Consider the following 24,213-nt stretch of genomic DNA (forward strand, 5'->3'; position numbering starts at 1 on the left):
ATGTGAAGGAAGGGTCAGGCTCCTTATCCCGTTTCTGTAAACATAGGGAATTTAAAAGGTAATAGGGATTTCAAGAATATTTGTTCTTAATGAAGGGTTGATTGTTCTTTTCATTGTTATTTAAAGGTTAAATATATTATGATTAAGTTGATGTTCTTTAATAAGAACGAATGGTGCAGAAAATTTCTAAAAAGGAGAATAAAAGCCCATGAGACCACTACTCTTTTACATAGTCATTCTTAACCTCTTAGACGCGGCCCTCACAATGTATGGTTTACATTCAAACTATATAACAGAAAGCAACCCCCTCATGAATTATCTGTATCTCACACAACCTTGGCTATTTCTGCTCACCAAGATCCAACTTTCCATCTTATTGCTTATTCTTCTCTTCTATTTAAATACAAAGAAAAAATCTTCAAGACTATTATTGAGTGTCGCAGGAGTGGCTGCCGTTTCTTATACCTTCACGTGCCTTTTGCATGGGTATTGGATTGTGGAGATTATATAGAGGGACGGACCTTGCCCCTCATGGGCATTGGTCCAAGGGAGCTGTCCCTCTGACACTATCCGTTCATTATAATGTAAGTAATTGTTCTTAATAATAAAAAGTAAGATAAAAAGAGATAATTCGAGATAATTAACGTTTGTTGTTCTTTTTAACGAATAAACGGCCGGATTTGAAGTTTTTCAACCCGTGACATATGTCTTATACTTCAAGTGTAAGGTTCGTTAAAAAGAACAAAAAGAACTTTGAAACGAACCAAATAATAAGAGTGAAAACGAGGAGGAATTTAGAGATGGGTATTAAGCAAAAATTAGGGTTGGGCGTTGCATCAGCTGCACTAGGATTGGCATTGGTTGGAGGAGGTACATATGCGTACTTTAGTGATAGTGCAGAGGCAAATGCTACTTTTGCAGCTGGTACGTTGGATCTTAATGCTGCTCCTACTACAATAATTAATGTTGATAAAATTAAACCAGGTGATTGGATGAATAGGTCGTTCCAACTAAAGAATGATGGAAACCTCGATATTGCTGAAGTGCTATTAAAAACAGATTATACAGTTACAAACAAAGCTGGAGCGGCTCCCAATTCAGAAGACTTTGGTAAACATATTCGCGTGAATTTCTTGTGGAATGCAGATAAAGTAGGAAATTCAGTCATTTTCCAAACAACCTTGGACCAATTAAAAAATATGACACCAGATGCAATTAAGCAGAATATTTTTTACCCTTGGTTGGGAGAAAAGGGAGGAAAGCTTGCAGCTGGTACTTCAGATACTCTTGTAGTTCAATACGAATTTGTTGAAAGTGGCAGTGACCAGAATCAGTTCCAAGGTGACTCTTTACAATTAAAATGGACGTTTGAAGGAAAACAAGGAGCTGGCCAAGAGCGGTAAGCAAAAATATAAATGAGAAAGGTGGGGGTCCACCCACCTTTCTTGAATTTAATTTTCTGCAGAATTTAAAAGGGGAATTCTTTTATCTTCTGCAGAAAACTGAATTTCATCACATATCCAAAGGATGTGATCTCCATAAGATACCTAAGAACAAGAAAACATAAAACGCCCATTAAAAAGTGGAAGCTGCTCTGCCAACTTATGGCCATCTGGTTCGCAATCTCGATCACGACTTCATTCATAGACGGCAGTACCGGCGCCTACTTTAATGATCAAGACCAGGTAACCGGTGTAATCACTGTTGGTACATGGAGTACGTGGGATAAAAGCTCTTTAATGTTCCCTAATAAAGATAAAATTATTAAAATGTGTCCACCAGGAGAAATATCTACTTCCATAAAGAACACGGGCAGCAGCATGGAGGGAACGACTGAATATGAAGTCTACTATGCTGCTACAGGGAATCCTAAAAAGGGAAATAAAGTGGCACAAGGAGAAATACAGCCAATAGCTGAAGGGAAAACCGCTTTAATAAAAGCGACTATCACTAAACCCGGAAACTATAAATTCAAAGCCCTCCAACGTCCCGGCCACGGAAACAAAGAAGACACCAGACATGAATTATGGAGTGAAACGATTACTGTAAATTGCACAGAAGAAAAACCAAAAGCCCCGGATAAGGGCGGAGATGAAAGTAAGCCTGAGCAGCCGGATAAAAAAGAAGAACCGAAAGTAACCGAGCCTGATCCTGCTACTGATGGAAGTAAAGAGGACATTAAGGAAGTACCTCCGCCACAGGAAGAGGAGAAGCAAGAACCAGAAGAGCCTGCAGTCCCTGCTGAGCCAGAACCGGAAGTGGAGGAGGAACAACCCGAAACTACAGAAGCCAGTGTCCAATCTTCAGAAGCGCCTCCCGCCAAGGAAGATGAGCAGGTAGAACCACCTCCTGCATCACCTGATAAAACCAGTAATCAAGAGTAAAAGAAAGGTAAGGTTGAGAAAATATGAAGCTGGCAAAAAAAATACTAAGTACGAGTATCACGGTTGTTCTGTATGCGGTATTGTTTATGATGATATTCGTTGTCGTTTCATCCAAGGCAGCGGGTGGAGAACCCCAGTTCATGGGCTATCAAATAAAGACAGTGTTATCAGGGTCGATGGAACCTGATATCCAGACGGGTTCGATCATTGCGGTGAAACCCGGAGGAGATATGACCCGTTTTAAAGAAGGCGATGTCATTACTTTTAAAGAGAAAGAGAACATTTTGATTACTCACAGGGTTTTGGAAGTGGTGAAGAGCGGGGAACATGTGATGTATAAGACAAAAGGGGACAATAATGATGCTCCGGATCTTGAACCTGTATTATCTGAAAATGTAGTGGCGGAATACAAAGGGTTCACGATTCCCTATATTGGATACTTCATGAATTTCATGAATTCGAAAAACGGGGCATTGATGTTTATCATCCCGGGGATACTACTCCTATTTTACTCAGGCTACACAATCTGGAAAGCAATCTCCGCGATTGATCTTTCCTCCCGAAAAGAAGAATCCATTGAGAAAAATATTTCATAACCTGATTTAGACTGGGGACAAGAGGAAACATCTCTTGTCTCCTTTTTTTGTGTGGAACCAGGGGGACAGGTCCCTTGGCTCCACTATATTTGTCAGTCTATTGAGGATCTGGGTCTAGGGACCCATCCCTCCGTCCCAGATACCCCATACAGCTCAGCATGATGATGAGCGGGGTGAGGCTGACGAGGTAGCGGGAGCGGGTTTCCCACAGGATGAAGAAAAGAAAGAACCCGATGATGGACAAGGTGGCGAAGGAGATGAAGGGATGATTTCCTTTGAACCTCAATGCCAACAGTAAACCAAAGAACAATAAGAGATGCTGTACCCTCGCATAACCTTGGACGACATGTCCGGATTTATAATCCGTCAAGCGTTGGAAATTTTCAGGATGGACAGGGTATCTTCTTAGTTTATTTAACGAATAATAGGTTCCGTCTGTCCAGGTGTGACCGATCTTTTCAATGTTGAACGCGATATTTCCCGCCAGTCCCTTTTCCGTAAGGCGATTTTTTAATTCCTTCATGTGTGCCTCAGTGACTTCTTCCCTTGGATACTCCTTTAAGAGGTTGGTCGTGAAGTCCACATCCGTCTGTGCGTACTTCCCGAAGCGGTCTTTATTTTGTCCCATCACCATCCAATGGGTGACGGGCATGCTTCTCTTTTCGACGATTTCCTTATCAAGAATCCCGAGCTGATAAACTCCATTGGTGAATAAGGTTTTGACTATCAGCAGGATGATGAAGGGAATGAGCATATAAAGCTTTTTCCACTTTTTCATATAGAGAAAAAGAACGATCGTAAAGGCAATCGTGAAAATGATCAGGGAGCCTTTTAACAGCATCCCGAAAGAAAAGATGACGGATGCTGTAATGATGGCAAGCAAATCCCCTCTTAATTTCCCGTCCTTATTGATCAATATCTGTAACGGCAATAGCAGAAAGATCAATGAAATGGTATCCGTATAGACGACGGGTGCATAAAAGAAATAAGGAAAGAACAGGACGCTGACCAGTAGACTTGCCATCCCGACAGCTTTCCCGGCCACCTTTGAAGCAATTCTAAAGATGAGAAACTGGCTTATCGTGATGATCATGACGTTAAAGAGCTGGAAGACCAGAAGTGCAGGTGTTGTCAGCTTACCAATCACGGCAAGGATACAGACGAGCAGTATGTTATTGGGATAGATCGTGAAATAGTCCCCGATTTCCCCTTTTTCAACGAAAAGCTTCGCGCTATCGACGATTGCTCCAAAGTCCCAGGTAGGGTTGACGTTCAATTCTTTTATTGTGAGCAATTGCAGAACCAGGCTCACACCCAATAGTCCGATGACCGCGTATATCCAAGGGATTTTTTCGAGGAATGCCACAAGATGCCTGCGAAAGCGGAATACCAATATGGCTAATAGGACGGCGATCACCAGGGTAATGAGATTGAAATACGCCGGTGGTTCTACACTTAACGTACTATATCCTCTACTCATGTAAATGTTCAATCCTACTAAAAGTAGTATCACTGCAAAGAAGATGTAGAAGATGAATCTATGTAAAAAATGAAAGATCCGGGAACCCATGATTTGCCTCCTTTTTAAAAATACAATTTCTACTATATCAAAGCGCACAGCATTTGGGACTTCTTTTCTCCATTCTATTGTTAAAAATTTGTAAAGTTTTTCAATACAGTAGCTGCCAGGATTGATATAAACTTCAATTATTGGTATCTTTAACCGAGAATGAAAGAGTAGGAGTTCGATAGGATGAAAAGGTTCCTGAAATTCGGGACAGTCGGTGTTTTCAACACATTGATCACGTTGGGGAGCTACACGCTCTTTATCTATATAGGCATACACTATCTGCTCGCGAACGTCCTGGGATATGTGTTGGGTGTAGTGAACAGCTATTATTGGAATAAAAAATGGGTGTTCGATGCTCGCGATGCGAAGGCGGATGTATTTGTGAAGTTTGCTTCGGTAAATGTTTTTACACTGGCTTTTAATACCGTGATTCTGTATCTGCTGGTTCAATATGCCGGGTTCCATCCGGTTGTGGCGAATATCGTGGCCATTGGCTCGGGGATGGTGTTGAACTATCTGTTGAATGCGAGATGGACCTTCGCAGCGAAGGGCAGTCATTAATAAGAAAAGTGGAGGATATCATGCGGGAACTAATTTCAATTGTCATTCCTATGTATTTTGAAGAGGAAGTGGCACAGGAATGCTATAACAGGATCAAGCACGTCATGGTGGATCATCATATCCAGTATGAATTTATTTTTGTCAATGACGGGAGTACGGATAGGACCCTCGATATCTTGAATGAGATCGCACTGAAGGACAATCAGGCGAAGATTGTGAATTTCGCCCGGAACTTCGGTCATCAGACGGCAGTGACAGCGGGAATCGATTATGCTTCCGGGGATGCGATCGTCATCATCGATGCGGACCTTCAAGATCCGCCGGAGGTCATTCCGGAACTCATAGCAAAGTGGAGAGAAGGCTATGAAATCGTTTATGCGAAACGGAAAAAGCGATCCGGGGAAACGAAATTCAAGCTTTTGACAGCCAAGTATTTTTATAAGTTCCTGAACTATATGTCGGACATCGACATCCCTAAGGATACGGGAGACTTCCGGATCATCGATCGAAAGGCAGCGGATGTGTTCAAGACGATGACGGAGCGTAACCGGTTTGTCAGGGGGATGTTTTCCTGGGTAGGGTTTAACCAGACCTATATTGAATATGAACGGGACGAGCGGTTTGCCGGTGAAACGAAATATCCACTGAAGAAAATGATCAAATTTGCTTCGGACGGGATCATTGCGTTTTCGACCAAGCCGTTGAAGCTGGTGATGACCATCGGTTTCGCGTCGGTATTGATTTCCTTTTTCGTCCTTGTGTATGCGATTGCCGTCAAGCTGTTCGGACAAGGGGTGGAAACAGGCTGGGCCTCGATCATGGTGGCCATCACCTTCTTTAGCGGAGTTCAACTGTTAGGTATGGGCATTGTAGGGGAGTACATCGCGAGAATCTATGACGAAAGCAAAAATCGTCCGATTTATATTGTGAAAGAAACCGTGAATTTGAAAGGACCTGTGAAGAGTGAGCGGGAATCTGTGGAATATGTGTGAGATGGGACGGGGACAGGCATCCTGTCCCATTTTTCTTTTTGTAACCATCGTTGCTAGTCAATAGAAGAGAGTAGGGATTGATTTCCCCTTGGGTGGTGTGGCCGGTGAGTCTCACAGGCCCTAGAGGTTTCAGTTGTTGAATATGGGGGCTGAGTGTTGTGGTTGAAGAGAGGTCCTTTTGTCTGCTTTTGGACGGAAAATGACCTTAGATTGTCTTTTTTTGCTTGAGCAGACACTTGTAAGGGTCTGGGTGAGCCGATTAGGAGTGAAATTCCTGACAAGGAATCCCTTCGCGAAGGAATTGATCGGGATTGGACTATTTTCAATCCGGATATCAGATTATTAATCCTCTTTAGAATTTAATGATCCTGTTTTTCATTAATTAATCCTCTTTTGGAATAATTGATCCTCCGTGTCGAATGTTCTTTAGTTGGCCATTCTTGAGGCAGAGCCAGAGGGGGGAGGGGATGCTCGGTACACTGGGCATCCCGCTCTTATTTACTCAAAATACTGTTTTACAAAACATACGCTTCTAAAAAGGGTACCTATTGACCCCCATTCAATTTCTTCAATTTGTCTTGAAGGAATGATGAGTAGAGTTTATTCTCTCGAAGCTCGAACATGAGGAGGGCTTTTTCCATGTAAGGGATCGCTTGTTCGTAATCTTCCGTTAGTTCATAGTTAAAACCGATTTGATAATACGATTCTCCCAATCCCCAAAGCAGTTCTTCCTCTATGCACCAATGAATGGCCTTTAAGCAATAGTCAGTCGATTCCTCGTAGTTTTTGGTTCGTGTGAGAACCCGGGCTATATTATAAAGCAAACGTGTCTTGATCGATTTATCATGCAATTGCTCAGCAGGGTGGATCATCATCTCCACCTTTTGGTAATATTCAAGGGCTTTCTGATGGTTGGCCAACTGAGTTTCCCATATTCCGAACGTAATCAGGATTTCCATCTCCCGTTCCGTCATGGCTTTTTTCTGATGGCATGTCAGCTTATAGGCTTTCTGCAGCATGGAGAATGCAGCGCCCGAATCCTTTTTGATTTCGAATAAGTAGATGCTCTTGTGCCAATAAAGAAGCTGAAGCTTTTCATTGTCTTTATAGAAAAGTGGGTTTTTCTCTTCCATTTTGACGATATCCATCATTTCCTCAAATCGTTGATCCACCCTCAATTTGGTTAGCTGTCTTTCTACTTCACGAAGATAGTCGAGTCGCGGGGTGGTACCAATCTCAAAGAAATAGTTCACATCCACCCCCAGCCTGTTCGATATTTGGTAAAGGGCGGTGGCGCTTGGATAGATATCCCCTTTTTCCATGCGGCTGATCAGGGCCTGGGTACAGATACCTTCAGCCAGATCCCCTTGAGTAAGACCCACCGCCTTCCTTAATTCCCTTATCTTCTTTCCAATAACAGAGTAATCCACTGGTAGACCTCCTCAAGTGGAACCGGGGTTCAGTTAAAGTTTACCCTTGTTCCTGGTTAGGATTCGCTGGGACAAGGTGACTGTCCCCCTGTCCCACATAGTTCTCCTCGATCATTTCAATAAATGGTTCGACGTAGGTTGGATCGAATTGGTGTCCGGAGCATGCGCGGAGTTCCTCGATTCCTTCTGTAAAGGTTTTGGTTTTCTGATAGGGTCTTTCCGTTGTCATGGCATCGAAGGAATCGATGACGCAGAGGATCCGGGCAAGCTTCGGTATGTTCGTTTCCCGTAATCCATATGGATAGCCTTTGCCGTCATAGCGTTCATGATGTAATTCGATCAACGGCAGGAGCTCGTCATACTTCTTAATAGAAGAAATGATTTCCTTTCCATAGATGACGTGCTTCTTCATCATCTCCCACTCATGGGGGTCAAGTTTTCCTTTTTTGTTGATGATATCCCGTGGGATCTCAAGCTTCCCAATATCATGGATCAGTGCCCCCAGGATCAGGGTGCGCCGTTCTTCGCTGCTTAGATTCAGCCGTTCACTCATTTCTGTCGCATAGGAAAAGACACGCTTGCTATGCTGATAGGTGTAGACATCCTTGGACAGAAAGATCTGCAGTTGCTGTTCAAGTGCATCGATTTCTTTCGCAAACTGGCAGTCCTGGTGATACACATGATCCTCTTTATATATTTGGATCGCATTCTTCCCTTGAGACTTTGCGAAATAAAGGGCTTTATCTGCTTTTGATAAAAGTTCAGATGAACTGTACGTCCCACTCTCATATTCCACAATTCCTGCCGAGAATGAAATGCAGCCCTGGGGGGAATGCTCCACTCCAGTAAAATAGGTATCATTGATTTCTTTCCTGATTTTATTGAGGAAGGTGAAGGCATCCTGCTTCGATACACCAGGCAGGATGAGGCCGAATTCTTCTCCTCCATAACGGGCAGCGATGAAGGGAAGGTCTTTTGTTTTATGAAGCATGAACGTGCCAAAGAATTTTAAGAGCGCATCTCCTTGTATGTGACCGTTGGCATCATTGTATTTTTTGAAATCATCCAAGTCGATCAGGGCAACGCAGAAAGGTTCCTTTCGATTCTCCGAAAGCATCTCATCGAGGCGAAGTTTAAAGTATCCATGATTATATAAGCCCGTTAAGAAATCCCTCTTGGCTTTCGCTTCTTCCTCTTTATATAGATTAAAGAAGTTTCTGAAGGCGAAAGAAAGCATGATTGCAAGTGTCAGGAATAGAAATATACCGAATATCGGCTGCTGGCTGATTAGAATCGTCAGGACCAACGCTAGGACGAGCGTACAGAGGTAGCTGGTGAAGACCTCCTGAATGAGCTGCTTTTGAAAAGCGGTACGGATGATGGTCTTCAGGGATGGCTTTTGTGCCAGATAGAAATAGATCCACATAATCATGACATTTAAGATGAAGTAAACGGACAGGGCCAGGGCGTAGGGCATGATATTCGGAAAGTCCGTTTCACCGACAGTCCCACCCGTCAGAATGAACGTATAGTAGGTACAGATCAGCATGAGAGAATAGTTGGCAAAGTTAAAGAGGTGCTTCCACCACGCCAATTTGAAGCGGATCATGAGAAATACGATACTGCTGACGCCGAGTGCCAGCAAAGGGATCTTCAGCCCAAACAAAAAAAGACCTGCTAAGTAAATAGAGGAATCCATGGAGAGGGTATTGCCGGAAAGAGGAATGATTATATTAAAATGATTTAATAGCAAAATCGCTCCGACAAGGGTATAAATGAGCACCCAGTTTGATAAGTCTTCCACTTGGGGATTAAGGTGGTTCAAAAATAATAGAACACCAAGAAGGGAAATAAATGCAATATACACGTTTTCTGATTTCAGTTTTACTTTCATACGAATTCACGCTCTCATTAACATATTAGGGCTGACCCCGGGTCGGATGATCCGTGATCAGCCCTGTATTTTTTACCAGAACTTCCAACCAGAAGTAAGGGCAACTACAGCAGAACCAATGATGACTAGGTTAATAATAGCATTTTTTGTTCTATTTTTCATTATAATCTCACCTCCTTAAAGTGTCGTCTTGGATGCGACGAGCTTGTCCTTCTTGCGGACCATCACGGATTGGATGAATAGGAATACCCCGATATTCATCACGATATCCCCGATGCTGATTACCTGCTCACGGGGGTAGGGGGCTGACAAAGGAATGATATCTCCCAATAAAGCCAGTTTCGTAGATTCCGTCACAAGCGCATGCTTGGCATATAACGCATTTTTCGTTGCTTCCAGATAGTGAGGATCGATCACCGCAGCCGCCTCCATGGAGACCGGCATCCTTCCGCCATTGATGGCCATGACAATGAAGTTCAATAGAACCCCGACGAAAATCGCGATGAAATGGGGATGATGGCGATTCACCCATAAAAATGTGAGCCCCACGACATAAATGAACATAAATGAGAGATTGCTAACCTGTCCGACCCACTCCACCTTATTCTGAAAATAAAAAATGACAAGCTGTAACAGCAGCAATACGGGGAAGACCCATCCCATTTTAAAACGGATATCTGCAAATTTCTTAAAGCTTCCTCCACGAATGAACCCAATGATTATTGCGATTAATATCCCATCAAAAACCATATAACAGCCTCCGGTAAGCAATATAAAGTGATAACGACCGATTAAAATACCATATTTTCCATTATAACGGAAAATAATTGGAAATGTTTAGTTATTTTGAATATTAATTATTTACTTCAGCATTCTCTTCTATCAAAATAAATAAATAAATACGCAGGTTACATCGGATGAATTGGGATATTTAAACAATTATGTAATAAAAATGGTCCGGTAATGAAGGTTGGATAGAGTTATAGATATAATGGAATTATTATTAGGAGCAAGGTATGAGTGCCATAATCATTATGGTTTATAAAAAAATCCGCCTGAAATTCCCTATTAATTTGGAAGAGGAAAAGTAAAGGAATGATGAAGCTTGAAAAAGAAAACGATTATCACATATGCTACCGTGCTTCTGCTAGTAAGCGGTTGTGTTGAAAAAGAAGAAGCTCCTAAGGTGAACCCGAACACCAAATATGAACGGGCTCAGGACTATATAGGAGAAGGTTACTTCCTGAATCAGGGATCGGAAAACGACAAGATCGCAGAAGCTAATAAAGAGAAGATTGAAAAGGAAGTCAAGAAGTTCTTTCTGGAGGAGTATAAGACAAAGGTTAAAGTTCATAATCTGGTTGGGAATGTGGAAGGAGCCACAGTGTATGTTGAATCGGAAGGACCGCTCCACTTTTACACGTATGCGGTGATTCCGTTCGATGGAGAGAAAGTGAGTACGAATCGCGTTTTTTCACAGGAAGGACAGGTGGAGAGTGGGATTACGGATGGACTATACAGGATGATCTTTGATGAAGAATTTGATCGTCTTGATGAGTATCTTGATAAGATTGTTGCCGAAGAGGAGGTTGTTGGCCGTACGGGTGAGTCCCTAGGGAACTTTGGTGGGGCTGGTTATATGACCCCCTATTATTTCATCGGGTCGTCCACCACTGATGATGAAGCGATTCTGCCTGCATATGAGTTGTACATGAGGAACCCGCAAGCATCGGCAGAACAATTTAGGGGAGCTTTCAATGAAGAAAAATTTAGCGCGGATAATCTGAGAGTTTCCATCATGTTGTTTATGGAAGAGGAGAACGCTGAACCCAGCGAGGAATTATTTAATAAGATTACGGAGGATATTGAGAGGATGAGCGGAATTCCAACGGGGACCTTCAGTGTGTTCATCAATGACAATCGGGTACATAAAGAATCGTTTGAGGGTGTGAAAGACAATTCTCTTGAACGGGCGTATCCAAATGGGATTGTAAGAGATTAGGAGGGAAGCAGGCTTGGTTGAATGCAGATAAATCGTGTTAACTGGGATTACAGGGACTTTAATTCTGCTCACAATGGGGGCGGGAGATCAGGATGAAAGGGGTAGTGTCGACACGTTGGAAAGAGGATATCTCCATTATTTCGTGAATGAAAACTGATCAAGAGAAGCAGCAAATAGGAGGAATAGTAAGATGGATTGTAAGTGGATAGGGGTGAGTGGTACGTTGGTTTTTTCACTCATGTTAGGTGGTTGTATGGGAGCAAAAGAAGACGAAATGGCCAAGGTTGAAACACGCATATGAAGAGAGTTCGTTTTCTCCAGACGACCATTTGATTAATGTGCGTTTATTTATGAAAGAGAAAGACGCTCCTCCGAGTGAAGAGATTTTTCAACGCGTGGTAAATGACTTAGATGCCATGGATGGCATACCAAAAGGATCTTATAGCTTATTCCTTAATGACAACAAGGTATATCGGGATAGTTTTACTGGGGAAAAGGATAATTCATTAAGTCGTGGGCATGGGAACTACATTGTTAACAATTAAGGTGAGAGGGATATAGCATTAACACCAAATTCATAGGGGGATGAGGCACTTATGATTATAAAAAATAAAAGGATCATATACGGAACAGTACTTTCATTGTTCCTTGGTGGATGTATGAATGGGATTAAGGAAAAAGAAAATCCTGAAAAGCAGATGAAGAATCAATTTGTAAGTGTCCAGGAGTACAATGGAGAAGGATACATACTTAAAAATGGGGATGAAACAGACAAGATTGCCGAAGAGAATCGAGAGGAAGTAGAGAAAGCGGTGAAAGATTTTTTCTTGAAAGAATATAAGACAGATGTAAAGGTTCATAATATTGTTGGCAATGTGGACGGAGCTACAGTATTTGTGGAATCAACTGATCCTCTTCATTTTTACACGTATGCAGTTGTTCCAATTGATCAATCAAATGAAAAAATTTTGTCAGACAGTGTGTTTTCTCAAGAAGGACAAGTGGAGAGCGCCATAACAGAAGGCTTGTACAGGAAGGTTTTTCATGACGAATTTGTTGGTTTGGATGATTATTTAAAGAAAATTGTAAAGGAAGAACCTGTTACCGGGAGAACGATTGAGTCCCTTCAAAATGTTGGAGGTTCAGGCTATATGACACCCTATTACTTCTTGTCTTCATCTGTTGTAAATGATGAAGCGATAAAACCAGTTTATGATTTATATATGAAAGATCCCCAGGTTAGTATAGAAAAATTAAGGGCTGCTTATAATGAACAAGTGTTTAATCCGACTTATTTTGAGGTGGTCATTCATTTGTTTATGAGAGAGCAAGATGCTGATCCGGATGAGAAGGTATTTAATAGAATAGTAAACGATATCGAAAGCATGGGTGATATCCCAACCGGGACTTACAGTATCTTCGTCAACGACAATACAGTCCACAAGCAGTCCTTTGAAGCGGTGAAAGAAAATTCTCTCGAAAAAACGACTCCTGATGAGATAATTAAGGAGTAGGGTAGTGTATATCCAAGTACATAGAAATTATGAAGATCGGGGGATCAGGCATATATGAATGCTAAACAAAAATTGATTATATATGGAATCGGACTTTCATTATTCCTTGGAGGATGTATGAATATGGATAATGAAGAACATGTTGATTCAAAAGAGGCTACCGGAGAATATAAAGATACTTTGGTGAGAGTGCAAGATTATAAAGGTGACGGATATGTCCTTAGAAATGGAGAAGAGGCAGATAAGATTGCAGAGGAAAAAAGTGATGAAGTAAAAAAAGCAGCTAAGGATTTCTTTATGGAAAAGTATAAAACAGATGTCAAAGTCCATAACATAGTCGGAAATGTGGATGGTGCGACAGTATTTGTTGAGTCGACAGGGCCAGTTCATTTTTTTACAACCGCTATAGTGCCAATTGATTTGAGTCAAAAAAAGGTTGTAGGGGATGACGTCACGTCTTTGGACGGTGATATTGAGAGCGCCATCCAAGGAGGCCTGTATCACCTTATATTTGACGATGAATTTAATAACCTGGATCAGTATCTAAGTAAGATAGTGTCCCAAAATGAAGTTGTAGGGAAAAGGAAAGAATCACTCGAAAATGTAGGAGGGGCAGGTTATATGACCCCCTATTATTATCTATCCACTCCACCGGAAGACAAAGCTATCCAACCTGTGTATGAGGCTTATCTGAAAGATCCCGGCACACCCGTCAGTGAACTTAAATCCCTATTCTCAAAAGCTGATTTCGTAGCAGAAGATTATAATATTACGATTCAGTTATATATGGAGAATGAAAATGTAGAACCTGATAAAAAATTATTCAATAAGGTTCAACAGGATATTAAGTCAATGAGTTCGATACCTAAAGGAAATTACAGTGTAATCATTAATGATAATTTAATTAATGAAAAAGTAGACGATGGAATCAAAGATAATTCTTTGCAGTTAACGTTTCCGGATTCGATTTTAAAGAAGTGATGTTAAAGTGGTGAGCTGTATGACCGTATCTAACTACTCCCGATCTAGTGATCAGGTCTTATAGTTATAAATTTCAGGAGATTTATTTTCAGTACTTATAGGTTATCATTTAAATAATTGGGGTAATTATACAAATGTATGAGTCTTTAGGCGTAAGTTCAATATGCTAAATCAATAGTATAAAAGAAACGTAAAAAAGAAGTCTGCTCCCCTACTTTTTTCCTGTTTTACCTGATTGCTCTAAGTATTACCGGATTGAACTGTTAATACTTTACAGACTTTTATACAATATAAAGGTAATTCTTTAAATGAACCCATCCAATTAGGAGGATCAGACATTCATGAATACTAAAAATAAATGGATTATATGTGGAATCGGACTTTTATTATTACTTGGAGGATGTATGAATATGGATAATGCAAATGGTAATGGTGTGGATGAGAAGAAGGGTACGCAGGATGAAGTGGAAGATCAAAGCAATCGTTTAGTAAGCGTCCAGGAATATAATGGAGAAGGGTTTTCTCTGAAAAATGGTCAAGAAAATGACAAAATTGCTGAAGCAAAACGGGAAGAAGTGGAAAAAGCCGTCAAAGATTTTTTCTTAACACAATATAAAACTGATGTTGAAATTCATAATATTGTTGGTAATGTTGATGGAGCTAGCGTGTTTGTGGAGTCTGTGGGTAAGCCCCATTTCCATACCTTTGCAGTTGTGCCCATAGATTCTAATGAGGATAAAATCCTGACTGACCAGGTTTATTCATTAGAAGGAGAGGTGGAAAATGCCATCACTTCGGGTGTTTATGGATTGATATATGAAGATCAGTTTAGCAAGTTGGATAAATTATTGAAAGAAATTACAGAAAAATATCCATTCACTGGAGAAAAAATCCAGGCCATTAATAATACTAAATCATTTGGATTTGGAAATGAGTATTATTTTGTGTCATTTTTTGATATGGAAATATCAGAGAGGATCGTTGAAATTTATTTAGAAAATCCTGATATTACGAAAGAAGATTTAAAAGAGGTAAATTTAAAGAAATTAAGCCCTGAGTCAATAAATATTACTATTCAGCTTTTTAAAGATAAAAAAGATTCGAATCCAACTAACGAAGAGTTAGAGGATATTGCAAAAGTTATTGAAGATGCGGAAGGGCTTCCTTTTGGCGCGTATAATCTCCTACTACATGACAATATAATTGATAAAGTTACGGGTAGCGGGGATAAAGAAACCACTGTTGATAGAGCCGACCCCAATTATATTATAAAAAATAAACATTAGAAAGAGTTGAGTAAGGTGCCATCAGTAAATAATGTTAATCCAGTTAATGTTAATAGAGAAACCACTGATAGGGACTTGGTTGAATTAGCGGGATTACATGCTTATTCAGAAATTAATAGATTTGACATTATAAAAGTTAATGGAAAGGCATTTAAGGTATTAGATGTAAATTTCCTCGACGACACTGGACTAGACGCATTTACAGTCCGAAATGAGTCCACAAAAGAAATAACAATAGTATATGAAGGTACAGACGCAGCTGCTGAGAATGGAAAGCAAGATTTATTAACGGATGTTCAACTGCTAAGTGACCTAACTTTGCCTCAACTTGAAGCTTCCGCTGAATATTTAAATAGAATACAAAAAGAATATAAGAATGAGGGGGGAGTTAGCTCCGTTACCGGAAACTCCCTAGGGGGCCCCCTTGCAAACTACGCTGTAAGAAATCGACCTGATATAAAATCCGTTACTCTAAATCCAGCATTATTTCCAAAAGGTGTAATTGATCCCAACAAAAGCTACGACAACATCACCAACTACTTCACCAACTACGACGTCTTAACCGGAACCCTGATAGCCCTGAATCTCGATTCCCGTATCCCTGGACGGAGATACGACATCTCTACGGGAATCCCGCAAATCGGTGAGAATTTCAGTACGCTGACGAACAATCATACAGGTTATAACGACAAAGGAGCCTATGAGATCGGTCAACCAGGAGACCCTGGTTACGGCAAAATCCATGACGAAGCCGATGCCCACATCATGACAAGTATCTGGACGGGAGAACCCCTCTATGGCGGCCATTCGGATAGAATTGAAATCAATCGAGACAATTTGAACCTATTGGCTGAAGCCCTTGCGGGGGATGTCACCACAAGGTTGGGGTATGCCCAGGACTACTTGACCAATTCGCAGGAAATCGCCCAGCATGAAGGAGACCGTTACTCGGAACGGTTGAGCCGCCTGCAGATGATTTTTGAGGATTCATTTGAAAACTTGATCGGTAATCCTTTATTCATAGGAATCACGACGACGGGACATCGTCTCACCTCGGAAATCGATCATCTTATTTCTCTCTTGAATATGGCTGAAAACGCCAGTAAATCTCTCAACGGTGTGTTGAATTCCCCACCTGTCGAACTCGTGGAACATCTATTCAACCGAAGCATCAGTGTCGAAAGCATTTTCGGTCAGGCCCGGAATCAGCTGCTTGAATTCAAACAGGAGATTACCAGTCTGACAGGATTCCTGCAGAACATCCTTCATAAAGAAATCCCGGAGCTGTTTAGCGGAGGGAAGGAAACACTTGAGGACCTACTTGTGAACGAGATGCTGTCACACTATGAGATTATCAAAGCCAATGGGGTGAAAATGAATAGTCACATCGCAGAATTTCAGAGTCAGGTTGGGGACCTTGCAAAAAACTTTGGAGACCGTGATTCTTCTTTAAGTGCAAGCATCTCAGGAGGGTCTTCGGTTCAACATGAAGTAGTGATGCCGAAGAAAAACGAGTACGTGCTGGAAACGTCTAATCATATGCTCATCGGTATGAAGGTGAAAGAGATTTACCTGGACGGGTCCTTTGAAGCTTTCAAGGGAGTTTCCCACCGCTTTCTGTTTCCGCTTTTAGGCGGTTTGACGGGTCTTGCTTTTGCCATCGAGAATACATTGGAGGTCATCTCGGCTCAAATCAAGGGAGCCATGAATGTTGCCCTGAGTGGAACGGTTCCCGGAAAGCTCATCAGTATGTTCTCGGACTTCGACGACAAAATCCGGTCATACGTTTCTTCCGCACTGGAGCCGATAGACGAACTTGCTGCAACCATAGAAGGACTCCGGGACGGATTAACCAGATTGACGATCGGATTTCCAGCGTTACTTGACAGCTTCAGACCTTATATCGACTCTGCGATTTTTGATAAAACGAATTACTCCAATATCCATATATACAATGTATCGGCCATGGCCATTCATGAAGAAATGGAAATGCTCTTTGACGACATCGTCCACCAGCTCAGTCAACATAAAGGAAATTCGATTCAAGCATTGTGTGAAATTTCACAACGAGTGAAAGACAATATGATCCAACTGCGTCAACAAGTGGATCGTGTGACATTGTAGGGACAGGGTATCCGCTTGTTCCTATTTTTTTTTTGGATCTATTCGCAAAGCGTTAATATGAACCTTAGACTTGAATGATCACTGCTTCTGAGCAGCCTCTACTTGAAGAAAATTCGACACGGAGGATCAATTATTCGTAAAGAGGATCAATTATTCAAAATCTGGATTAATAATTTCCAAACAGGATTGAATATTTCATTTCCGGATTGAAAATAGTCCAATCCGGATCAATTTCTCGGGGAGAGGGTTACGTATCAGGATTTATAGCCAAACCGGACCCCCTCTAATCCGATCAGCTTTCCACCTCAGCTAAAAAATGACAATCTAAAGTCGTTCTGTGTTCAATAGCAGCCAATGAATAGCCGCGGGACCTCCAAGTCGAGCACAGTGTCGCCCCAAAAAGAGCCATTACACTATTCGAGTCATTATGATTACGATAAGAGCCATAATAAAAACTAGGAATAAAATCCCCCTTTTGTCATATAGCCCCTTTTATGAATTTATTGTAAAATAGAAAAGACAGATAATTGCAAGCGCTTGCACTAGTTCAAAATAACTACCCCTAGAATCATCTCACATTTTTTTAACTGTTTGCGCAAACGTTTTCACAACCATCAAGAGCACTTCTATTATTCTATTAATCCAATTTAAGAGGGGGAAAACATGAATGGGAAATAGGACAAAGCGTCGATTCTCAATTTTTATGACTTTGATGATGCTTATCAGTCTTTGGTCACCATTTGCACCGGCAGCTTCTGCAGTGGCGGACGGCAATGCCACGATTGAATCAGCAGAGTCCAGTGATCGCACGGTACGTTTCACGTATGATCGAGAAGACCAAACGTACGGAGACTGGAACATTTGGGCCTGGAATACAGGGGTACAGGATGATCAAATCAACTTTGACTCCTATGAAAATGGAGTGGCGGTAGCAAACATTGCTGTTGCACCTGAAACAGAGCAATTCGGCTTTGTTCTTCGCAGTACGGAAGATTGGAATACGGCGGAGAAGGAGTTTGGCGATCGTTTTATTAAAGTGAACCAAAACGACACCATCACCAAGGCATACATAACAAGCGGTGTCGAGGAAATCCGCATTGTACCGGATGGATCGGCCCCGGTGATCGATCAGGGAAATGCGACGTTCTATTATCGTGATAAAGAATTATTCGCAAATGATGCGATGGATTCAATTGAAAAAGTAGAGTTGAAGTACAACGGGGAAACGAGTGAAATGACGTATGAACCGGAGAATGAACGGTTCGTACTTGCATATGACAACATTCCTAATGGGAAAAACCCGTACTCCTTCTTAGTCACGAAAGATGGTGAAACGACAGAAGTAAGTGACCCTTACAATACAGTCGATGGGGAATCGTTTCTTGATTTCCAAAAAGCGGATCTGACAGTTACGGGTTTAGTGTCACCAACGGCTGTGGACTATAATGAGAATGCTGTCTTATCTGTTGGTGTCGATGGACTGACAGAGGATGTGAAGATCCAAAAAATCACGGCGGATGTTTCTTCATTAGGCGGATCAGAGAAACTTGAAATCGATCCTTCATTAAAAGAAGTGACAGTAGCAGTCGATGATGATGTAACGGCAGGCACGAAATCGATTCCTCTGACCGTAGTGGATTCTTACGGGAACTATTATGAGGGAACGACTGGAATCGAAGTCAAAGCAAGACAGTCGGTCGGAGATTCGGATCTCGATTGGGATGAATCCATCATTTATTTTATGCTGACAGACCGATTCTTCAATGGGGATACGTCGAATGATGATCCTTACAATCTGAATTATGATAAGAGCAAAAGAGGAACGTACCAGGGGGGAGATTTTAAAGGAATCACAGAGAAACTCGATTACCTTGATAATCTTGGTGTGAATACGATCTGGATCAGTCCGGTCGTTGAAAATATTCAATATGATGTCCGTTCCGTTGAAACGAACGGGGAATCGGATCAGCCTTATTTCGGTTATCATGGCTACTGGGCCAGTAACTTCGGTGAGTTGAATCCTCACTTTGGATCCATGGAGGAATTCCATACGTTAATTGATGAGGCACATGATCGAGGCATTAAAATCATGGTAGATGTGGTCTTGAATCATACTGGATATGGCTTGAAAGAGATTGATGGAGAGCTTGCTGAGGATAAGCGTCCTGCAGGTTATCCGACGGATGCAGAAAGAGACAAGTACAGCGACATCGTTCGTCAAGGTGCTGATGTCGGTACGGATGAAGTGGTTGGTGAACTAGCAGGATTACCAGACGTCATCACGGAAAATCCAGAAGTCCGCCAGCAAATCATCGATTGGCAAACGGATTGGATCGAAAAAGCGACAACGGCTAAAGGGAATACGATTGACTATTTCCGCGTAGACACTGTGAAGCATGTGGAAGATGCGACGTGGATGGCTTTTAAAAACGCGATTACGGAAAAAATGCCTCAGCACAAAATGATTGGTGAAGCGTGGGGAGCGAGTTCTGATAACCAATTAGGGTATCTTGATACCGGAATGATGGACTCCCTTCTGGACTTCGGCTTCAAAGGTATCGCTCATGAATTTGTTAGCGGCAACCTGAAAGCAGCCAATGATAAACTGACGGCTCGAAACGGAAAGATTGATAACACAGCAACACTTGGACAATTTTTAGGAAGTCATGACGAAGACGGCTTCTTGTATTCGTTAGGCGGAGATGAAGGCAAGCTGAAAGTGGCTGCTTCCCTTCAGGCAACGTCGAAGGGACAGCCGGTCATTTATTACGGTGAAGAGCTTGGACAAAGCGGAGCGAACAATTATCCGCAGTACGATAACCGCTATGATTTTGCCTGGGATGATGTAGAAAATAATGACGTGTTGGAGCACTATACGAAGATTTTAAACTTTAGAGGGGCGCATTCCGATGTGTTCGCTAAAGGGGAGAGAAAGACTGTCGGTGGTTCGAATAGCGATCAGTTCCTGGTATTCTCCCGTGACTATAAAGAGGATTCTGTCTACGTTGGTTTGAACGTGGCGGACGAAGCGAAAGAGATCACGTTGACTGTTGATTCTCCTGGTGCTGTCGTAACAGATACTTATTCTGGAGAAGAGTATAATGCTGACGGTGGGGATGAAATCACCCTGACTCTTCCTTCTATAGCAGACGGCGGTACCGCGTTGTTGACCGTTGAAGGCGGTAAGATTACAGGTGCTGAAGCAGGATCAGGTTCAGGGGGAGAAGATCCTGAAGTAGAGCCGGTTCCGGAAAACAACATCCGCATCCACTATAACCGTACCGATGGAAACTACGAAAACTACGGTGCATGGCTTTGGAATGATGTGGCTTCACCATCGGCAAACTGGCCGACCGGTGCTACCATGTTTGAAAAGACTGACAGCTATGGCGCCTACATTGATGTTCCCCTGGCTGAAGGAGCGAAAAATATCGGCTTCCTTGTAATGGATATTACAAAAGGGGATGCGGGTAAAGATGGTGGGGACAAAGGATTTACCATCACTTCTCCAGAGGTAAATGAGATTTGGATCCAACAAGGTTCTGATAAGGTGTATACGTATGAGCCGGTTGATCTGCCGGAGAACACGGTACGTATTCATTATGAACGTGAAGACGGGAATTATGAGAACTTCGGTGTGTGGAATTGGGGAGATGTCGCAGCACCATCAGATAACTGGCCGACAGGTGCGGCTGATTTAGAGGGTGAAGACCGTTATGGTGCTTATGTAGACATCCCGTTAAACGAGAATGCAAAAGAAATCGGCTTCATTATGCTGGATGAGTCGAAAGGCGATGCCGGTAAGGATGGCGGCAACAAAACGTTCAATCTGTTAGATAAATATGATCACTTATGGGTGAAGCAGGGCGACGATACGGTCTACATTTCTCCACACGGGGATGTGGCAACGGGACTGATTTCTTCTGAGGTCATTTCAGACGATACGATCCGTCTGAATTTCACGATGACAGATGGGTTGACAGAAGAAGCGCTATTGTCCGGTTTAGCCATCAAAGACAGCGCTGGATCAGATGTGACGGTTCAAAGTGCTGAAATCACAGGAGACAAAACAGTGGAAGTAAAAGCTGATTTCGACCTGGAAAAACTGCCACTATCGATCACTTACTCTGGCAGAACCGTTTCAGCGGCGGCTGGGTGGAGACTGATCGATAACAAATATGCTTACGATGGGGACGATCTCGGTGCCAATTACAAAAAAGGCGATGCTACCTTAAAGCTTTGGGCACCGAAAGCAAGTAAGGTCGTCGCGAACTTCTTTGATAAAAAAGATGCCGCGAAACCAATCGGCAGTGTGGAACTGACCCTTGGTGAACAAGGAGTTTGGTCAACGGAAGTAAAAGCAAAAGACTTAAAGGTAAAAGATCTGAAAGGCTACTACTATCAATATGAAGTAACCAATGACGGCGTAACGAAAAAAGTCTTGGATCCTTACGCCAAATCCATGGCTGCTTTTACCGTGAATACAGAAGGTGAAGCAGGACCAGACGGCGATAACGTCGGGAAAGCGGCGATCGTCGATTTAAAAGGAACCGATCCTAAGAAATTCAGCCATGCTTCCATTGATGGTTATGAAAAACGTGAAGATGCCGTCATTTACGAGGTTCACGTCCGTGACTTCACCTCAGACCCTTCGATTGAAAAAGATTTGAAGAAGGAAAGATGGGGTACCTATGACGCCTTTATCAAAAAACTTGATTACATTAAATCAATGGGTGTGACACACGTTCAACTGCTTCCGATCATGGCATGGTACTATGGGGATGAAACGAATATGGGCGAACGTGAGCTTGAGTATTCAGCAGGTGGCAATGAATACAACTGGGGCTACGATCCTCACAGCTACTTCTCCCCGGATGGTGCGTATTCACAGGATGCCACTGATCCACAATTACGAATTGAAGAAACGAAACGTTTGATCGACGCGATTCATGATAAGGGTATGGGTGTCGTGCTTGACGTCGTCTACACGCATATGGCCAAAACAAGCACATTGAACGATATCGTGCCAAACTACTATGCGTTCCAGGATGACAAAGGGAACTTCCTTGGAGGCTTCGGGAACAACCTGGCAACCAACCATACGATGGCTGAAAAGCTGATGGTCGACTCAGTGAAATACTGGTTCGACGAATACAAGATCGATGGTATGCGATTCGATATGATGGGTGACGCAACCTACCCATCCATCCAAAAAGCCTATGACACAGCGGCTGAAATCAACCCGGATGCCTTGTTCATCGGTGAAGGCTGGAGAACATTCGCCGGTCATTTATCAGATCCTTCATTAGAAGGAATGGGTGCCGACCAGGATTGGATGGACAAAACAGACGACGTAGGAGTCTTCTCCGACGAAATCCGTAACGAACTGAAATCCGGATTCGGTTCTGAAGGTGAGCCGCGATTCCTGACAGGCGGCGCACGCGACATCAACACGATTTTTAACAACATCAAAGGTCAGCCTGGCAACACGGCAGACGACGACCCAGGTGATATGGTCCAATACATCGCAGCACATGACAACCTCCCGTTATACGATGTCATTGCCCAATCGATCAAAAAGGACCCGGCCATTCCGGAAAACAACCTGGAGATTCATAAACGTATCCGCCTTGGTAACTCCATGATTCTCACATCGCAGGGAACGGCCTTTATCCACGCAGGTCAGGAATACGGTCGAACGAAGCAATGGTTAGGGGAAGGCGTACCGGAACAGAAATATCATGAGTTGGAAGACGAAGAGGGCAACCCATTCGGTTACTTCATCCACGACTCATACGATTCATCCGACGCCATCAATAAGTTTGACTGGGAAAAAGCAACGAATAAAAAGAAGTATGAAGTCAATACAACAACAAGAGAGTATACAGAAGGGTTGATTGAGCTGAGAAGATCAACCGATGCTTTCCGTTTAGGCGAGCAGGAGCTCGTTGATCAGAATGTATCCCTGCTTGATTTACCTGAAATCACCGATAGAGACTTGATGCTTGCTTACAAGAATGTATCCACGGATGGTACGGGTGAGTACTATGTATTTGTCAACGCGGATAGCGAAGCACGTACCCTATCGGTGGGTGACTATGACTTCTCTAAAGGGAAGGTTGTAGTAGACAATGATGAAGCGGGAACAAAGCCTGTTTCCAAGAAGTCTGGGTTCAGTCTTACAAAAGACACATTGACCTTGGACCCTTTAACCACGGTAGTGATCAAGGTGGAGAAGCGGGACGTGGGTACAGGTCCCTTGTCCCGGATTCTGAATTGGTGGTGGGAATGGGGGAGAGGTCCCTTATCCTGGATTCTGAATTGGTGGAACTAGATCCCCTGGTCTGAATTCTGAGTAAACGCTATTTCAATGCAGGTACAGTGTTATCTATGTAAGTAACGTAGCAAGTTCATGTAAAGTGAATGTTTCAAGACAATAAAACCCAAGAGTGTCGATTTTATTGCACTCTTGGGTTTTTAGTTTTCGTGCAGATTCAATAAGGTTGTTCACGATTAATGTCGTATATGATAATTCAGTAGTAAAGCTTCTATTTTTCTTCGCTTTTTTTATTAACTAATTTCCATTATCCGTTTAATTGAATAAGTATAGAAATAGAGACGCTTTTCAACATTATAGATACTGTTTAATGAAAAAGTAGAAATTTCCACACAAATGCGTATTCAAATGCTCATGAATACACGAAGAAGAATAGTAGTGTCATCGCTAAAATCAGTAAATAGATATGTATTATTCATGGTGAAGCAGAACGATGATCATTTCTTAGGAAAATCTAAAATAAGAAAGACTGATATGGAAGTAAATGTGGATAAACATCAGCATGCTACAGAAGCTATACAGGCATAATTGGAACAATCTAT

16 protein-coding genes are annotated in these 24,213 nt (G+C 42.3%); 12 read left to right on the forward strand and 4 right to left on the reverse strand.

Annotated elements, in window-relative coordinates; all coding sequences use genetic code 11:
- The first annotated feature begins 208 nt into the window (after positions 1–208).
- From FZC88_RS24775 to sipW, 4 genes are all read left to right on the forward strand, one after another.
- Positions 209–511, forward strand: a complete 303-nt coding sequence (locus FZC88_RS24775; RefSeq protein ID WP_222928954.1) for a DUF5658 family protein — start codon at positions 209–211, stop codon at positions 509–511.
- Between the two features lie 289 nt (positions 512–800).
- Positions 801–1,403 (forward strand): CalY family protein, encoded by a 603-nt coding sequence (locus FZC88_RS21960; RefSeq protein WP_148996465.1) that lies wholly within the window; start codon positions 801–803, stop codon positions 1,401–1,403.
- A gap of 126 nt (positions 1,404–1,529) precedes the next feature.
- Positions 1,530–2,384, forward strand: coding sequence for an amyloid fiber anchoring/assembly protein TapA (gene tapA, locus FZC88_RS21965; RefSeq protein WP_187443727.1), 855 nt, complete (start codon positions 1,530–1,532; stop codon positions 2,382–2,384).
- Between the two features lie 23 nt (positions 2,385–2,407).
- Positions 2,408–2,980: a signal peptidase I SipW gene (gene sipW, locus FZC88_RS21970; protein ID WP_148996467.1), complete on the forward strand. Its 573-nt coding sequence runs from the start codon at positions 2,408–2,410 to the stop codon at positions 2,978–2,980.
- A 97-nt stretch (positions 2,981–3,077) separates the two neighbouring features.
- Here sipW and FZC88_RS21975 read toward each other — a convergent pair whose 3' ends face one another.
- Positions 3,078–4,550, reverse strand: coding sequence for a glycosyltransferase family protein (locus FZC88_RS21975; RefSeq protein ID WP_148996468.1), 1,473 nt, complete (start codon positions 4,548–4,550; stop codon positions 3,078–3,080).
- A gap of 183 nt (positions 4,551–4,733) precedes the next feature.
- Between FZC88_RS21975 and FZC88_RS21980 the strand changes: the two genes are divergently transcribed.
- Positions 4,734–5,111: a GtrA family protein gene (locus FZC88_RS21980; protein ID WP_148996469.1), complete on the forward strand. Its 378-nt coding sequence runs from the start codon at positions 4,734–4,736 to the stop codon at positions 5,109–5,111.
- Positions 5,112–5,131: 20 nt separating this feature from the next.
- Positions 5,132–6,103: a glycosyltransferase family 2 protein gene (locus FZC88_RS21985; protein ID WP_148996470.1), complete on the forward strand. Its 972-nt coding sequence runs from the start codon at positions 5,132–5,134 to the stop codon at positions 6,101–6,103.
- A 545-nt stretch (positions 6,104–6,648) separates the two neighbouring features.
- Here the strand turns inward: FZC88_RS21985 and FZC88_RS21990 are convergent.
- From FZC88_RS21990 to FZC88_RS22000, 3 genes are all read right to left on the reverse strand, one after another.
- Complete coding sequence (locus tag FZC88_RS21990; protein WP_148996471.1) at positions 6,649–7,533, reverse strand: helix-turn-helix domain-containing protein; 885 nt, start codon at positions 7,531–7,533, stop codon at positions 6,649–6,651.
- Between the two features lie 40 nt (positions 7,534–7,573).
- Positions 7,574–9,427 (reverse strand): diguanylate cyclase, encoded by a 1,854-nt coding sequence (locus FZC88_RS21995; protein WP_148996472.1) that lies wholly within the window; start codon positions 9,425–9,427, stop codon positions 7,574–7,576.
- A gap of 177 nt (positions 9,428–9,604) precedes the next feature.
- Positions 9,605–10,177, reverse strand: a complete 573-nt coding sequence (locus FZC88_RS22000) for a DUF5317 domain-containing protein (RefSeq protein WP_148996473.1) — start codon at positions 10,175–10,177, stop codon at positions 9,605–9,607.
- A gap of 355 nt (positions 10,178–10,532) precedes the next feature.
- Between FZC88_RS22000 and FZC88_RS22005 the strand changes: the two genes are divergently transcribed.
- The 6 genes from FZC88_RS22005 to FZC88_RS22030 all read left to right on the forward strand — a co-directional run bounded on the left by FZC88_RS22005 (position 10,533) and on the right by FZC88_RS22030 (position 23,668).
- Entirely contained in the window at positions 10,533–11,429 is an 897-nt protein-coding gene (locus FZC88_RS22005) for a DUF1672 family protein (protein ID WP_148996474.1), read from the forward strand.
- A 596-nt stretch (positions 11,430–12,025) separates the two neighbouring features.
- A complete protein-coding gene (locus FZC88_RS22010; protein WP_148996475.1) occupies positions 12,026–12,943 on the forward strand; it encodes a DUF1672 family protein in 918 nt (305 codons plus the stop codon).
- A gap of 54 nt (positions 12,944–12,997) precedes the next feature.
- The gene (locus tag FZC88_RS22015; protein ID WP_148996476.1) at positions 12,998–13,924 is read left to right on the forward strand and encodes a DUF1672 family protein; all 927 of its coding nucleotides are present in this window, start codon (positions 12,998–13,000) and stop codon (positions 13,922–13,924) included.
- Between the two features lie 341 nt (positions 13,925–14,265).
- Positions 14,266–15,210, forward strand: coding sequence for a DUF1672 family protein (locus FZC88_RS22020; protein ID WP_148996477.1), 945 nt, complete (start codon positions 14,266–14,268; stop codon positions 15,208–15,210).
- Between the two features lie 15 nt (positions 15,211–15,225).
- Complete coding sequence (locus tag FZC88_RS22025; protein WP_148996478.1) at positions 15,226–17,334, forward strand: SA1320 family protein; 2,109 nt, start codon at positions 15,226–15,228, stop codon at positions 17,332–17,334.
- A 667-nt stretch (positions 17,335–18,001) separates the two neighbouring features.
- Entirely contained in the window at positions 18,002–23,668 is a 5,667-nt protein-coding gene (locus FZC88_RS22030) for a pullulanase (protein ID WP_148996479.1), read from the forward strand.
- Positions 23,669–24,213 lie beyond the last annotated feature (545 nt).

This window comes from Rossellomorea aquimaris, from assembly GCF_008180865.1.
GTDB classification, from domain to species: Bacteria; Bacillota; Bacilli; order Bacillales; family Bacillaceae_B; genus Rossellomorea; species Rossellomorea yichunensis.

Excerpts from the sequence above, each read along its gene's own strand:
- FZC88_RS24775 (WP_222928954.1), top strand. The coding sequence starts at position 209 with ATGAGACCACTACTCTTTTACATAGTCATTCTTAACCTCTTAGACGCG.
- FZC88_RS21960 (WP_148996465.1), top strand. The coding sequence starts at position 801 with ATGGGTATTAAGCAAAAATTAGGGTTGGGCGTTGCATCAGCTGCACTA.
- sipW (WP_148996467.1), top strand. The coding sequence starts at position 2,408 with ATGAAGCTGGCAAAAAAAATACTAAGTACGAGTATCACGGTTGTTCTG.
- FZC88_RS21975 (WP_148996468.1), bottom strand. The coding sequence starts at position 4,550 with ATGGGTTCCCGGATCTTTCATTTTTTACATAGATTCATCTTCTACATC.
- FZC88_RS21980 (WP_148996469.1), top strand. The coding sequence starts at position 4,734 with ATGAAAAGGTTCCTGAAATTCGGGACAGTCGGTGTTTTCAACACATTG.
- FZC88_RS21985 (WP_148996470.1), top strand. The coding sequence starts at position 5,132 with ATGCGGGAACTAATTTCAATTGTCATTCCTATGTATTTTGAAGAGGAA.
- FZC88_RS21995 (WP_148996472.1), bottom strand. The coding sequence starts at position 9,427 with ATGAAAGTAAAACTGAAATCAGAAAACGTGTATATTGCATTTATTTCC.
- FZC88_RS22000 (WP_148996473.1), bottom strand. The coding sequence starts at position 10,177 with ATGGTTTTTGATGGGATATTAATCGCAATAATCATTGGGTTCATTCGT.
- FZC88_RS22010 (WP_148996475.1), top strand. The coding sequence starts at position 12,026 with ATGATTATAAAAAATAAAAGGATCATATACGGAACAGTACTTTCATTG.
- FZC88_RS22015 (WP_148996476.1), top strand. The coding sequence starts at position 12,998 with ATGAATGCTAAACAAAAATTGATTATATATGGAATCGGACTTTCATTA.
- FZC88_RS22020 (WP_148996477.1), top strand. The coding sequence starts at position 14,266 with ATGAATACTAAAAATAAATGGATTATATGTGGAATCGGACTTTTATTA.
- FZC88_RS22030 (WP_148996479.1), top strand. The coding sequence starts at position 18,002 with ATGGGAAATAGGACAAAGCGTCGATTCTCAATTTTTATGACTTTGATG.